This window comes from Paenibacillus diazotrophicus, from assembly GCF_042610465.1.
In genome coordinates, this window is the sequence record NZ_JBGJZN010000007.1 from 32,186 (window position 1) to 46,745 (window position 14,560).

8 protein-coding genes are annotated in these 14,560 nt (G+C 51.6%); 7 read left to right on the forward strand and 1 reads right to left on the reverse strand.

The window, feature by feature from the left end; genetic code table 11:
• The first annotated feature begins 100 nt into the window (after positions 1 to 100).
• From ACAN54_RS22880 to ACAN54_RS22910, 7 genes are all read left to right on the forward strand, one after another.
• Positions 101 to 856: a tRNA threonylcarbamoyladenosine dehydratase gene (locus ACAN54_RS22880; RefSeq protein ID WP_379160994.1), complete on the forward strand. Its 756-nt coding sequence runs from the start codon at positions 101 to 103 to the stop codon at positions 854 to 856.
• A 135-nt stretch (positions 857 to 991) separates the two neighbouring features.
• Complete coding sequence (locus ACAN54_RS22885; protein ID WP_379160996.1) at positions 992 to 2,293, forward strand: NCS2 family permease; 1,302 nt, start codon at positions 992 to 994, stop codon at positions 2,291 to 2,293.
• A gap of 183 nt (positions 2,294 to 2,476) precedes the next feature.
• Complete coding sequence (locus ACAN54_RS22890; protein ID WP_379160998.1) at positions 2,477 to 4,663, forward strand: HelD family protein; 2,187 nt, start codon at positions 2,477 to 2,479, stop codon at positions 4,661 to 4,663.
• Positions 4,664 to 5,049: 386 nt separating this feature from the next.
• Entirely contained in the window at positions 5,050 to 5,331 is a 282-nt protein-coding gene (locus ACAN54_RS22895) for a CD3324 family protein (protein WP_379161000.1), read from the forward strand.
• Between the two features lie 179 nt (positions 5,332 to 5,510).
• Positions 5,511 to 6,815: a replication-associated recombination protein A gene (locus ACAN54_RS22900; protein WP_379161002.1), complete on the forward strand. Its 1,305-nt coding sequence runs from the start codon at positions 5,511 to 5,513 to the stop codon at positions 6,813 to 6,815.
• A gap of 436 nt (positions 6,816 to 7,251) precedes the next feature.
• Positions 7,252 to 9,987, forward strand: coding sequence for a glycoside hydrolase family 9 protein (locus ACAN54_RS22905; protein WP_379161004.1), 2,736 nt, complete (start codon positions 7,252 to 7,254; stop codon positions 9,985 to 9,987).
• A 26-nt stretch (positions 9,988 to 10,013) separates the two neighbouring features.
• Entirely contained in the window at positions 10,014 to 12,995 is a 2,982-nt protein-coding gene (locus ACAN54_RS22910) for a glycoside hydrolase family 48 protein (protein ID WP_379161006.1), read from the forward strand.
• Between the two features lie 135 nt (positions 12,996 to 13,130).
• On the opposite strand, the gene mnmA is transcribed toward ACAN54_RS22910, so the two are convergent.
• Positions 13,131 to 14,252 carry a tRNA 2-thiouridine(34) synthase MnmA gene (mnmA, locus tag ACAN54_RS22915; protein WP_379161008.1) on the reverse strand — a complete coding sequence of 374 codons (1,122 nt, stop codon included), beginning with the start codon at positions 14,250 to 14,252 and terminating at the stop codon, positions 13,131 to 13,133.
• Positions 14,253 to 14,560 lie beyond the last annotated feature (308 nt).

The following is a 14,560-nucleotide window of genomic DNA, read 5'->3' on the forward strand; positions in this document are numbered from 1 at the left end:
ATGTTATGCTCACAAAACTTAAGCCTATGCTTTCGAAGTGAGTTTTGTATGAAGTCATTCTGAATGCTATGCTCACAAAACTTTTAGGAGGCTGTACGTTATGCTGCATCAGTTCTCACGTACGGAGCTGGCTATTGGACCGGAAGGTCTGGAGATTATGAAAAACAGCACAGTGGCAGTACTCGGGATCGGCGGTGTAGGAGCCATGGCGGTTGAAGCCCTGGCCCGTACCGGGATCGGCCGGATTATCCTGATCGACAAGGATACGGTGGATATCACGAATATCAACCGCCAGATCCATGCACTGACCACAACTGTTGGCCAGAACAAAACGGATCTGATGGTGGAGCGCATCAAGCTGATCAATCCTGAATGCGAAGCGATCGCGCTGAACATGTTCTATACGGAGGAAACGTATGAGGAGCTGTTCAAGTACAAGCTGGATTTCGTAATTGATGCTTCCGATACCATTATCTACAAAATCCATATCATCAAGGAATGTCTGGCCCGGGGAATCCCTATGATATCGAGCATGGGCGCAGCCAATAAGATGGATCCAACCCGCTTTCAGGTGGCTGACATTTCCAAGACCAGTATGGATCCAATTGCCCGTGTCATCCGGCAGAAGCTGCGCAAGGAAGGCATCAAGAAAGGCGTTAAGGTTGTGTTCTCAACGGAAGAACCGGTGAAGCCGCGTGAGGATGTTACGGAACAGATTGTGCCAGCCAATGCGCCTGACCGGCGCAAGGCCCAACAACCCCCGGCCAGCAATTCTTTTGTGCCGCCGGTCGTTGGTCTCATTATGGTTAGTGTCACCGTACACGACCTGCTGGAGGCAGGCGGGATCACGGTATAGTTGAAGTATTGAATGAATGAATGAAGGATTGAACAAAGGGCGTACAGCCGCCATCCGGCTGTTTACGCCCTTTTATTGCGGTTTATGTATGCTACAGGGACTGATTGGGATTTAATTATTAGTGGAGGTTTTTGCATGAAATCGAAGGTTTGGCGAAATAGTGTAGGCCTGGAGCCGGGCGACAACTGGAAAAGGGAACTCTCGGCAGGCATCCTGTCCTATTTTGCTTCTGTATATATTGTGATGGTCAATGCGGCAATTCTGCATGATGCGGGGATGCCGCTGCGGGCGGGAATGGTGGCTACACTGCTGACGGCAGTTGCTGGCTGTCTCCTGATGGCTTTTGGCGGCAAAACGCCGATTATTGTGGTGCCGGGTATGGGCATCAATGCATTTTTCACCTATACGCTGGTGCACTCCATGAAGCTGGACTGGCGTGAAGCGCTTGCTGTAGTAGTCGTAACAGGAGTACTGTTCGCCGTGGTGGCATTTACCTCACTGTACCGGATATTAAGCGATGCGATTCCCCATAATCTGCAGCATGCTATCACAGTGGGGATCGGACTTTTTCTGACCTTTATCGGTCTGCAAAAAAGCGGCATCGTCATCGCTCACCGCACGACTTTTGTCGCCATAGGGCATTTCAGTGATCCTGCTGTCATCACCTCCAGTATGACGCTCATTCTTGCGCTGGTTCTGTTTATCCGCGGAACAAGGGGCGGGCTGCTGATTAGTATGCTGGCAGGCACGGGGCTGGCTTATGTGCTGGGGGCGGCGCATGCACCGGAGATGACAGATTCAGGGCATATATTCGCTGGATATGGTGATGTGTTTGCCGGTATGGACTGGAGCCGGGGGATCAGTCTGGTCTTCTGGATCGCTGTATTCTTGCTGCTGTTGATTGTTGTCTTTGAAAATATCGGCCTCATCTCGTCCCAGACCCTGATGGCAGGCCGCCCGGAGCGCTTCAAAAGCAGCCTCCGTGCGCTGTCCATCGCCAATATCGCTGCCGGCCTGTTCGGCAGCAGCCCCGTGGTCGCGGCTGCTGAATCTACTGCCGGGATCGCCGCAGGCGGCCGCTCTGGCCTGACCTCGCTTGTCACCGGCATCCTGTTCAGTGCCACGTTCCTGTTCATTCCGCTGCTGGCATACGTCCCGGACAGCGCTATTGCACCGATTCTGATTGTTATCGGCGGTCTGATGGTGCAGAGCGTGCGCGAGATGGACCTCAGTGACTTGACCGAGCTGTTCCCCGCATTCCTGGTTATGGTGATGATTCCGTTCACCTACAGCATCGTGGATGGCATGGCCTTTGGCTTCATCACTTACCCGATTGTGAAGCTGGCAACGGGCAAAGGCAAAGATGTCCCACCAGCGCTGTATGGCATCGCCGGTTTGTTTGTTGCCAACTTTGTGCTGCATGCTTTTATGGGATAGTCTGTTTCCGGCAGAAACGGAAGCCGCTTCTGCTTGGTTTAATAGGGATGGTATTCCAGAATCTGTTGTGATATGATGAATATCCTTTTTGTGTGAGTATAGCCAGTCTTGCACGGGGCAAATCAGGGTGTGCGCTTGCGGAAGCAGGTGTATGCCCGTATAACTTTTAGGAGGTAACTGAAATTGGAGGACAACTTTCAAAGTGCCTATCAAGAGGAAGAAGACAGGCTGAACAACGCGCTTACGGAGATTGACACAGTTCTTGAGAGACTGCGCGGCATTCCGGTGTACACAGGGCATGAGTATACGGAGCAGGTGCTGGAGGACTCAAGGGAGCAGCGGCGTAAAGATCTTGCCAAGCTGCGGCAGGAGCCTTATTTCGGACGGCTTGATTTTCAGGGCAAGGATGAGGATGAACGCAAAGCGCTCTATATCGGCAAAATCGGTGTAGACCGGGAACAGGTAAGCGACCGTCCGCTGGTAATCGACTGGCGCGCTCCGGTAGCGAGCCTGTTCTATTCGTTTACCGGCGGGACAGAACCAGCTTCCTATGAAGCGCCGGAGGGGCTAATCGAAGGGCTGGTGTATCTGAAGCGGAACGTAGTGATCCGCAAGCAGATTCTGGAGCGGGTGGCGGATACCTATAATCGAGACAGCGACGCTCCGGCCGTGTCGGATGAATTTCTGGTCTACCGTCTGGGCGAGAACAAGGACAACCGGCTCCGGGACATTGTATCTACTATTCAGGAGGAGCAGGACCGGATAATCCGGGCAGCCAAGAACACTGCGCTGATTATCCAGGGCGTGGCGGGCAGCGGGAAAACCACTGTAGCCCTGCACCGGCTGGCGTTCCTGCTATATCAATACAAGGATCAGGTATCTGCTGAGAAAATGATTATTTTCGCACCGAACCGGATGTTTCTGGATTATATTTCGGACGTGCTTCCAGAGCTTGGCGTCGGCAATATTGCCCAGAGTACGTTCCCGGACTGGGCTGCAGAGGTGCTGGGAGTTGAGCTGCCTGAGCAGAATGCTGCAGATACTATGAATCTTTGGTTTGAACGCGAAGGCGGGATGCCCGAGATTACAGAAGAGACACCGGGCCGATTCAAAGGGTCCACAGCCTTGATGGGAATTATTGAGTCAGCCATAGGCCTCCTGGAGAACGGGGCGGTTCCTGAAGGTGACTTCAGTCCGTGGGAAGGCTCGGTGCTGAAGCGGTCCATGATTCTGCGCTGGCATAATGAGGAATACGCTCCGTATCCGCCGGCTAAGCGCAAGGAACGGGTGATGGCGCGGATTCACCGCTGGATTGAAATGGAGCTGAAGAAGAGTCCCTCCGCTGCGGCAATGAAGGACCGCAAGAAGAAAAGCGCGGCGCGAGAGAAGGCCTACAGCGCAAAATGGCCGAAATATGATCCGCTGATGATCTACAAGCAGATCTTCCGCGCAGTAAAAGTCCCTGAGGATTGGCCAACAGCAGCGCCGGACAGAATTCCGCAGGGTGTGCTGAAGCAGACGGTCAAAGACCTCAAAAAAGGTATTTTGCATGAAGAGGATCTGCCGCCGCTGCTATACATTCATTATTTGCTGAACGGCAATGAAGGCAGCAGCCGCTTTGACCATATTGTTATTGATGAAGCACAGGATTTCTCACCTTTTCAGATTGCAGTACTGGATTTGTATGTGAAAGGGCATTCCTTTACCATTCTGGGTGATCTGTCTCAAGGGATTCATGCTTATAAAGGCGTGCATGCCTGGGAAGAAATGCAGACTCTGTTTGACCCTGACCACACGGCTTACCATGCGCTGACGCGCAGTTACCGCTCAACCATGGAGATTATCGAATTCGCCAACGGCATTCTGTCTGCCGGAGTCGGCAGCAGCCTGTTGGCTGTACCTGTCTTCCGCAGCGGGAATCCCGTGCGCCTGATTCCTTACACAGAACCGTTGCCTGAGCCAGCAGCAGGCGGGGACAGTCGTGTTAAGGCCGTTAGCAAGGCTCTGGCCTCGCTCTCCGGCCGGGAATACCGGACAGTAGCCGTATTGACCCGCAGCCTAAGGGAAGCCGAAGAGCTGTACACGGAGCTTGCCGGTTCGTTCGATGATATTCATCTGATCGACGGCAGCATGAACGAATATAAAGGGGGGCTGTCCGTACTTCCAGTCTACCTGTCTAAAGGTCTGGAGTTCGACGCTGTAATCCTCGCCGATGCCGATTCGGACCATTACGGTGACGCCGCTTGGGATGCGAAGCTGATGTATGTAGGATGTACACGTGCTCTCCATGAGCTGTGGATACTGCACAGCGGCAATCTTCCGTCTTATCTTCAGAATGAGGATGGGATTACCCTAGGGTGGCCGGAATAAGTTATCTCGCAGTCTCAGCCCTTTCGTTCTGGTGAAGAACGATTATAACTATTCTTGAACTTGTAACAGCCGCTTCCATATGGCTTAATAATAAGTGTCCGGCCGGGCAAGATTACTTCTGGAAGGAGGCTGATTGAAATGATTTCAGAATACGAGGTGGTTTCCGTCTAGTACGGAAACCTGTATATGAGGAGGCCGCGAGGCCTCCTTATCATTTATGAACAGTATCATCACATTGAATGTAGACGCTAACCACAGGGTTTTATATAATGAAATTACGTTTTTACCAAATTTGAGGAGAAGAAAGGAGGCAGGTGACATGAAGCTGATGAACAGCGCAGTGATCGGACACAAGGGAACACACCTGTTGAAGGAGGAAACGTTACGTGAGTTATGTAAATGGAAAGGATGTGCTCCCCCCGGGCCTGCTGGAAGAGCTTCAGGGATACATCCAGGGTGAACTGCTCTACATCCCGAAGAAAACGGAAGAGCGGGTAAGATGGGGCGAGAACAGCGGTACCAGGCAAGAGATTGCCAGCCGCAACGAGGAAATTTTCTGCAGTCACAGCAGCGGCTGCTCGGTGAACGAGCTGCAGAAGAGATACCACTTGTCTGAAGAAAGCATCCGCAAGATTATATCAAAAACACGACTGGCGATGAACCGCTAGCCTGAATTTTGAACAAAGAGCATGGCACCCGCCAGGATGGCGAGGTCATGCTCTTTTTATATGGAGATCAAGAAAGGTACAGCTCAAGTGCCGGGTTCTTGATTGCGGCCGCTGTGTGGTATGATAGAGAGCGGAAATGCTATACAACTCCTACAAGATTACAGCAAGGAAGTGGAATTATGGATTTATTTTCTTTCGGTGAGGAACCCGCGGGCGGACGTCTGCTTGCAGACCGGATGCGACCGGGGAATCTCGATGAATATATTGGCCAGGAGCATATTGTGGGACCGGGCAAGCTGCTGCGCCGTGCAATTGAAGCCGACCAGGTATCTTCCATTCTGCTCTATGGCCCTCCCGGCTGCGGCAAGACGACCTTAGCCCATATCATATCCCATCATACGCAGGGAGAATTTGTGCGTCTAAATGCGGTGGAGGCATCGGTTAAAGATGTGCGCGAGGTCATTGAGCGTGCCCAGAGCAATAAATCACTGTACGGCTCGAAGACGATATTGTTCTTGGACGAGGTTCACCGTTTCAACAGTTCCCGCCAGGATGCCCTGCTTCCCGCTGTGGAGAAGGGGACGATTACTTTTATCGGCGCGACTACTGAGAATCCATTCCATTATGTAAACGGGGCGCTTCTGAGCCGCTCCACGCTATTTCAACTGGAATCACTGACCAGTGAGCATAGCCTGATTGCCATGCGCAGAGCACTGGCTGATGAGGAGCGGGGACTTGGATTCATGCAGCTGCAGGCAGATGAAGAAGCGCTGCAGCATATTGCTGATATGGCGAATGGCGATATCCGGCGCGCACTGAACGCGCTGGAGCTGGCTGCCATGACCACTGCGCCGGAGTCGGACGGCAGCGTCCATATTACGCTTGCGGTAGCAGAGGAATCAATCCGCCGTCCGATTGTCAAAGCCGATGAATCGACGCAGTATGATATCCTGTCGGCTTTTCATAAGAGCATCCGCGGCTCCAGTGACGCCGCCCTGTTCTGGTTCCTCTACGCCGTGGAGAAGCTTGGTATGGATCCAATGACGTTCATCCGCCGCCTGATTGCAGCCAGCAGCGAGGATATTGGCTTAGCTAATCCACAGGCGATGGTACAGGCGGTCAGTGCTCTGGAGGCTTACCGCAATAACGGCTGGCCGGAGGCCAGGCTGAACATCGCCCAAGCGATTCTGTTCGCAGTAGAGAGTCCGAAATCGAACGCCGTGGTGATGGCGATTTCGAATGCGCTGAATAGCATTGAGGAACTGAAATCCGCCGAGGTGCCGCTTCATCTAAGGGATACACATTACAAGGGCTCATCGGCGCTAGGCCATGAGGGATACCAGTATCCGCATAATTTTCCCGGCCATTATGTGAAGCAGGAATATTTGCCGAAGGCGATTGCCCGGAGGGTCTTCTATCAGGCTACGGAGCAGGGAAATGAAGCGAAGATCCGCCATAATCAAGGATTGCGGCGCGGGCAGTAACATAGATCAAGCATTGGGGAATAGTGGAACAAATCCGTTCTTTTACGACATGAGGCAGCATGGCCTCCCGTGAGAGGACGGTTTTTTTTTGAAATAGAAGAATTTATCTGTTCACACTAGAGTTTTAGGACGAAATAGCCTTTTTCACTTGGGAGAATTTCAGGATAGCCTAAACAACGCGCGTTAAATATGATCAAAATGGAAATTATTTTACAAATAATACTGTTTTCTTAGGTTTTTTTAATGTAAATATATAGAATTAAATCCCTGTATATGGTATATGTGTATATGGGACGAGTATTCCTGACATCAGTATGGGAGGTGGATGCTAAATTTGGCGAATGAACAGAATTAAAGTCTGGACACTGGGGCGGTATTGATTCGTGATGCAAGGGATCGAACAGGCATGTAAGAAGGAGAAGGGAGCTGGGCTTGAATGAATCATAAGAAGCGGAAGCAAGGCCTAATCTTATCTTTAAGTGTAGTGCTGGCAGGCACATTGGTCTCAGGTACAGTAATTCACCCGTCAGTCAGCAAAGCGGAGGGAAGTGGATTCAATTATGCAGAGGCACTGCAGAAATCGATCTATTTCTATGAAGCTCAGCGATCCGGAGACCTGCCGGATAACAACCGTGTGGAATGGAGAGGCGATTCAGGGCTGCAGGACGGTGCGGATGTTGGTCACGATCTGACCGGAGGCTGGTATGATGCTGGGGACCATGTGAAATTTGGGTTTCCTATGGCATATACAGCCACGATGCTGGCATGGTCAGTCTATGAGTACAAAGATGGATATGTTCAATCCGGCCAGCTGGATGAGATCCTCGACAACATCCGCTGGGCAACAGATTATTTTGTGAAAGCGCATACTGCTCCTAATGAGCTGTGGGGACAGGTCGGAAACGGTACGGCGGATCACAATTGGTGGGGGCCGGCGGAGGTTATGCCAATGGCGCGTCCGTCGTACAAGATCGATGCTGCCCATCCCGGTTCAGATCTGGCGGCGGAGACTGCTGCAGCCCTAGCATCGGCGTCGATTATTTTCAGGGACTCTGATCCGGCATATGCGGACAAGCTTCTGCTGCACGCGAAGCAGCTGTACAATTTTGCCGATACGTACCGTGGGGCTTACTCTGATACTATCACTGACGCTAAGCAGTATTACAATTCCTGGAGCGGTTATGAAGACGAATTAAGCTGGGGCGGAGTCTGGCTCTATATGGCGACTGGTGAACAGAATTATCTGGATAAAGCCGTAGCCGCCAGCAAATTGTGGGGCACTAATCAAGCCGGGCAATGGGGTTATCAATGGACCCAGTCCTGGGATGACAAGCATTATGGTGCACAGCTCCTGCTGTCGCGTATCACAGGCGATCCCAAATTTATTCAATCTACTGAACGGAATATGCAGTTTTGGACAACCGGGGTGAACGGGACAACCGACCGTGTGGCCTATACTCCGGGGGGACTTGCACATCTGGACCAGTGGGGTGCACTGCGGTATGCAGCGAATCAGGCGTTTCTGGCTTTTGTCTATGCGGACTGGGTAACCGATCCAGTGAAGCAAAATACAGCCCGGACGTTTGCTGAGCGTCAGATTACCTATATGCTAGGAGATAATCCCCGTAACAGCAGCTATGTCATTGGCTTCGGCAATAATGCACCACAGCATCCGCATCACCGGACCTCACACGGCTCCTGGAGCGACAGCCAGACAACCCCAGTCAACCACCGTCATGTTCTGTATGGTGCCCTGGTTGGTGGACCTTCCAAGACCGATAGCTATACGGATGCAATCAGCGATTATGTCTCGAATGAAGTTGCAACCGATTACAATTCAGCCTTTACAGGCTCTTTAGCCAAAATGATGCTCCTGCACGGGCAGGGTCAGCAGCCGCTTCCTAACTTCCCTCCGGCTGAAACTCGGGAGGATGAAATGTTCACCGAGACTTCGGTGAATGCGAGCGGCAGCAATTTTGTGGAAATCCGGGCGCTTATTAATAACCGTTCCGGCTGGCCGGCACATTCCAGCAGCCAGATGTCATTTAATTACTATGTAGATCTTAGTGAAGCTGTAGCTGCGGGGTACGGGCCGGAGGATATTACGGTCAAAGCAGGAGGCTACAATCAGGGCGGGACTGTCTCACAACTGCTCCCGTTTGACGCAGCGAATCATATTTATTACACGAAAATTGATTTCACCGGCACTCCCGTTTATCCTGGCGGGCAATCGGCATACCACAAGGAGATCCAGTTCCGGATTAGTGCTCCACTGAACACCACTTTCTGGGATAACACGAATGATTTCTCCTTCCGTGGTGTGTCTTCGAGCGCATCCGCTCCTGTGAAGAATCCGTATATTCCGGTGTTCGATGCAGGTGTTAAGGTATATGGAGAGCTGCCGACTGGCGCCAACCCCGGGGAACCGCAGGTTCCGGGCCGTCCAACCGGACTACAGGCAGCGGCAGGGAATGCCAGCGCAGCGTTGACCTGGAATGCGGTTAGCGGCGCAGCAAAATACACGATCAAACGTGCGCTCGTCAGCGGAGGACCTTATACGGTTATTGGGACGGTGACAGGAACAGCCTACAATGACAGCGGGCTGGTGAACGGTGTGGACTATTATTATGTTGTAACCGCTTCAAATGGAGTAGGGGAGGGTACGCCTTCTGCTCAGGCCACTGCCCGGCCGCATGAGACCCCCGCGCCTTCCATCGGAGATTTGCGGGTACAATACCGCACCAACGATACGAGTCCCGGTGACTCACAGATCCGCAGCCAGTTCCGGATAGTGAATACGGGAACCACGGCGGTGGCACTTAGCGGACTGAAGCTCCGTTATTATTACACCGTGGATGGAGATAAGCCGCAGGAATTTCACTGTGACTATGCTGTTGTTGGCAGCGGGAATCTAAGCGGCAGCTTTGTGAAGCTGACTGCACCTGCTGCACTGGCGGATTCATATGTGGAGATTTCTTTTGCCGCTGGGGCTGGAAGTCTTGCTCCAGGTGCAGATACTGGCGAAATCCAGGTGCGCTTCAATAAAACAGATTGGACTGCCTACAATGAAAACAATGATTATTCCTACAACGGCACCCAGCAGAGCTTCGCAGATTGGGATAAAGTCACGCTGTACCGTGAAGGCAAATTGGTATGGGGATTGGAACCATAAAATGATCCAGAGAGGGAGCATGCCAAATGATTAAGCTAAGTTCAATCAAGAAACCTATTTCCTTGGCCATGGCTGCAGTCCTGATTCTCACCCTTATGACCGGTACCTTTAATTTCAGACCTGCAACAGCAAGGGCAGCTTCGGTGGAACAGACGCGGTTCTTGCAGCTTTACGCTCAGTTGAAAAACCCGGCAAGCGGTTATTTCTCGGCTGAAGGTATACCGTATCATTCGGTAGAGACCCTACTCAGCGAGGCGCCCAATTACGGGCATATGACCACCTCAGAAGCATATAGCTACTGGATGTGGCTTGAAGTATTGTATGGCTATCATACCGGGGACTGGAGCAAGCTGGAGACGGCCTGGGACAACATGGAGAAATACATCATACCTGTTAATGAAGGGGATGGTGTACAGGAACAGCCGACGATGAGCAACTATAATCCAAACAGTCCGGCAACCTATGCCTCCGAGTTCGCGCAGCCCGATCAATATCCGAGCCCGCTGAACGGAAAGTATACACCGGGTAAAGATCCGCTGGATACCGAACTGAAGTCTACCTATGGTAACAATCAGACCTACCTGATGCACTGGCTTGTGGACGTGGACAACTGGTATGGCTTCGGCAATTTATTGAATCCTTCTCATAAGGCCGCTTACGTGAATACTTTTCAGCGGGGCGAGCAGGAATCTGTATGGGAGGCTGTCCCGCATCCATCCCAGGACGACAAATCATTCGGGAAAGCGAATGAAGGCTTCATGAGCCTGTTCACCAAAGAAAGCAGTGTTCCTTCAGCGCAGTGGCGGTACACCGATGCTACCGACGCTGATGCACGTGCAGTGCAGGCTATGTACTGGGCAAAAGAGCTTGGCTATAACAATTCGGTGTATTTGAATAAAGCCAAGAAAATGGGCGACTACCTGCGCTACGGTATGTACGACAAGTATTTTCAAAAAATCGGCAGTGCTGCGGATGGTACGCCTGAAGCCGGAACCGGCAAGGATGCGAACCTTTATTTGCTGGCCTGGTACACTGCATGGGGCGGTGGCCTTGGAGCAAACGGGAACTGGGCGTGGAGAATTGGCTCCAGTCATACTCATCAAGGTTATCAGAACGTAGTTACTGCGTATGCTCTTTCTGATCCGGCCGGTGGTCTGGTCCCGGCTTCGGCAACGGCGGGACAGGATTGGAGTAAATCGCTGACCCGCCAGCTGGAATTCTACAATTGGCTGCAGTCATCCGAAGGGGCAATAGCAGGTGGAGCCACTAACAGTTATAAAGGCTCCTACAGCGCTTATCCGGCAGGCACGAGCACATTCTATGGCCTGGCCTATGACGAAGCTCCTGTATACCATGATCCTCCGTCCAACGATTGGTTCGGTATGCAGACATGGAGTGTAGAGCGCGTAGCGGAGCTGTATTACATTCTGGCTTCCAGCGGAGATACCACTTCGGCTAATTTCCAAATGGCCAAACGAGTTGTAGAGAACTGGATCGACTGGTCCACTGATTATGCTTTTGCCGGCAGCCGTCCTGTGACAGATTCAGAGGGTTATTATCTGAACAAACAAGGACAACGGATTCTGGGCGGAGCTGACCCGCAAGTGGCTACCGTATCCGCACCCGGCGAGTTCTGGATTCCCGGCAATGTAGAGTGGCAGGGTCAACCAAATACTTGGAACGGATTCAGTAATTTCAGCGGCAACAGCAACTTGAAGGCGGTTACCAAGAATCCAGGTCAGGATACCGGCGTGCTGGGCAGCTACATCAAAGCGCTTACATTCTTTGCTGCTGGTAATAAGGCTGAGCATGGAGCCTATACCGCGCTCGGCGGAACAGCCTCACAACTGGCCAAATCACTGCTCGATACTGCATGGGGTTATAATGACGGAGTGGGTATCACAACAGTAGAAAAACGGGGGGATTATTCCCGTTATTTCACCAAAGAAGTATATTTTCCTGCGGGCTGGACGGGTACTTTTGGACAGGGAAATACAATTCCGGGCAGTTCTACCGTAGCCTCCGATCCTGCCAAAGGTGGAAATGGAGTATACGCAAGCTATACGGATGTACTTCCGGCTATCAAAAATGATCCTAAATGGAGCTATTTGCAGGCGAAATATAACAGCTCCTACAATCCGTTAACCAAGACCTGGGACAATGGAGCTCCTGAGTTCACCTATCACCGGTTCTGGTCACAAGTGGATATGGCCACAGCCTATGCTGAATATGACCGTCTAATCAACAAGAGTACTGTAGAACCTACTGCACCAAAGGCCCCATCCAAACCGGCGGCAACAACAGGCGACAAACAGGTAGCACTTAGCTGGAATAAGGTAACGGGTGCAGACAGCTACACAGTTAAGCGGTCAACCACGAGCGGCGGACCCTACACTAACCTCGGTGTTGTCACTCAGGCTACCTACAAAGATTTGAACGTGCTTAATGGTACAACCTACTATTATGTGGTGAGCGCTGCTAATCAAGTTGGGACCAGTCCGGATTCTCCGGAAGTCTCCGCCACACCTGTAGCTGTACCTGTACCTACTGTGGGAGATTTGGTGGTACAATACCGCACAACGGATACGAACTCCGGTGACTCCCAGTTCCGCCCGCAATTGCGGATTGTCAATAATGGAACCAAAGCAGTAGACCTCAGCACACTCAAGCTGCGTTACTATTACACCATTGACGGGGAAAAAGCACAGCAGTTCAATGTGGATTATGCCACTGTGGGCAACGGCAATGTGCAGGGCAGTTTTGTGAAGCTCGTTCCTGCTGTAGCCGGAGCGGATTATTACGTTGAGATCTCGTTCAGTTCGGCAGCAGGCAGCCTGGCTCCCGGTGCGAACACCGGAGAGATTCAACTGCGGATCAACAAAACGGACTGGAGCAATTACAATGAGACCGGGGATTATTCTTACGATCCAACCAAAACGGCCTATACCGACTGGAACCGGGTACCGCTGTATATGAACGGCGTATTGGTATGGGGACTACAGCCATAATTGGACTGCGATCCTGTTAGAGGAATGAAGAGTCAGCAATTTTCTAAGTAAAATCATACAAAAGAACCTTCAACCCACTGCCCAGTGGTCTTGAAGGTTCTTTTGCATACGGCTATATCTTAAAATGCGGAGAAGTTACACCTGCGTCTGCGGCACGACCTTCTCGGCAGCCTCGATAATTCCACCGCCCAGGCAGTGCTCGCCAAGGTAGAATACAACCGCCTGACCTGGTGTAATCGCCTTCTGCGGCACATCAAAAGCTACATGTACTGTACCGTCTTCCCGGGCAGTCAAGGTAACACCCTGATCAGGCTGGCGGTAGCGAAACTTCGCAGTACACTTCACCGGAGTAGCTCCGAGTGTACCTGCTTCGATCCAGTTCACACCGGAGGCGATCAGACTTGTCGAGTACAGACTGTGGTGCTTGTCTCCTTGAACCACATATAGAATGTTACGTTCCAGATCCTTCTCGGCGACGAACCAAGGTTCCCCCGTACCAGAGCCTCCGATACCCAGACCCTGGCGCTGGCCCAGTGTATAGTACATAAGGCCATCATGCCGGCCTTTGACTGCGCCGGTAGCGATGTCCACCATGTCACCCGATTGGGCCGGCAGGTACTGGCTGAGGAATTCGCGGAAGTTGCGTTCCCCGATGAAGCAGACGCCGGTGCTGTCTTTCTTCTTCGCGGTATAGAGTCCGGCTTCTTCGGCAATCCGGCGCACCTCAGGCTTTGGCAGATGTCCGATCGGGAACATGGCCTTAGAGAGCTGGTATTGATTCAGCGCATTCAGGAAATAGGTCTGATCCTTGTTGTTATCCACCCCGCGCAGCAGTTTGAAGACACCGTCTTCTTCAATGACCCGTGCATAGTGGCCTGTGGCTACATAATCCGCGCCAAGCTGAAGTGCCTTGTTAAGGAATTCTCCGAATTTGATCTCCCGGTTGCACATCACATCCGGATTCGGTGTCCGGCCGGCCTTATATTCATCGAGGAAATAGGAAAAAACTTTATCAAAGTATTCCTTCTCGAAATTAACGGTATAGTAAGGAATATCAATCTGCTCACATACGCGGCGGACATCCTCAGCGTCGGTCTCGGCTGTACATACGCCGAATTCGTCGGTATCGTCCCAGTTCTTCATGAAGATGCCGATGACGTCATAGCCCTGCTGCTTGAGCAGAAGCGCCGTAACAGAGGAATCGACTCCTCCAGACATGCCGACAACGACACGCGTATCCTGATTTGCCTTTGTCATCGAAATCACCATTTTCTATGCAAAAAATACCGGTGAGCTGACCCGGTTCATTGTGTATTATAGCATACCTGTCTACCTTAGACAGCATTTGCTGACTGCAGTTTGTAGCGGATATGACGGAATATTTGACAATTTGTCCACCAGTGGCGAACATAATTACAAAAAATTACGGTTTTCGCTCCAAATGTGTCCAAGGATATGATAACATAAGCTGAGAGCAAACATCGGAATACGTTGATATGACATTTCTCATGTGATGCAACGATTAGACTTACTCACGCCAGCAACTAAACCGAAAGAGGTGCACC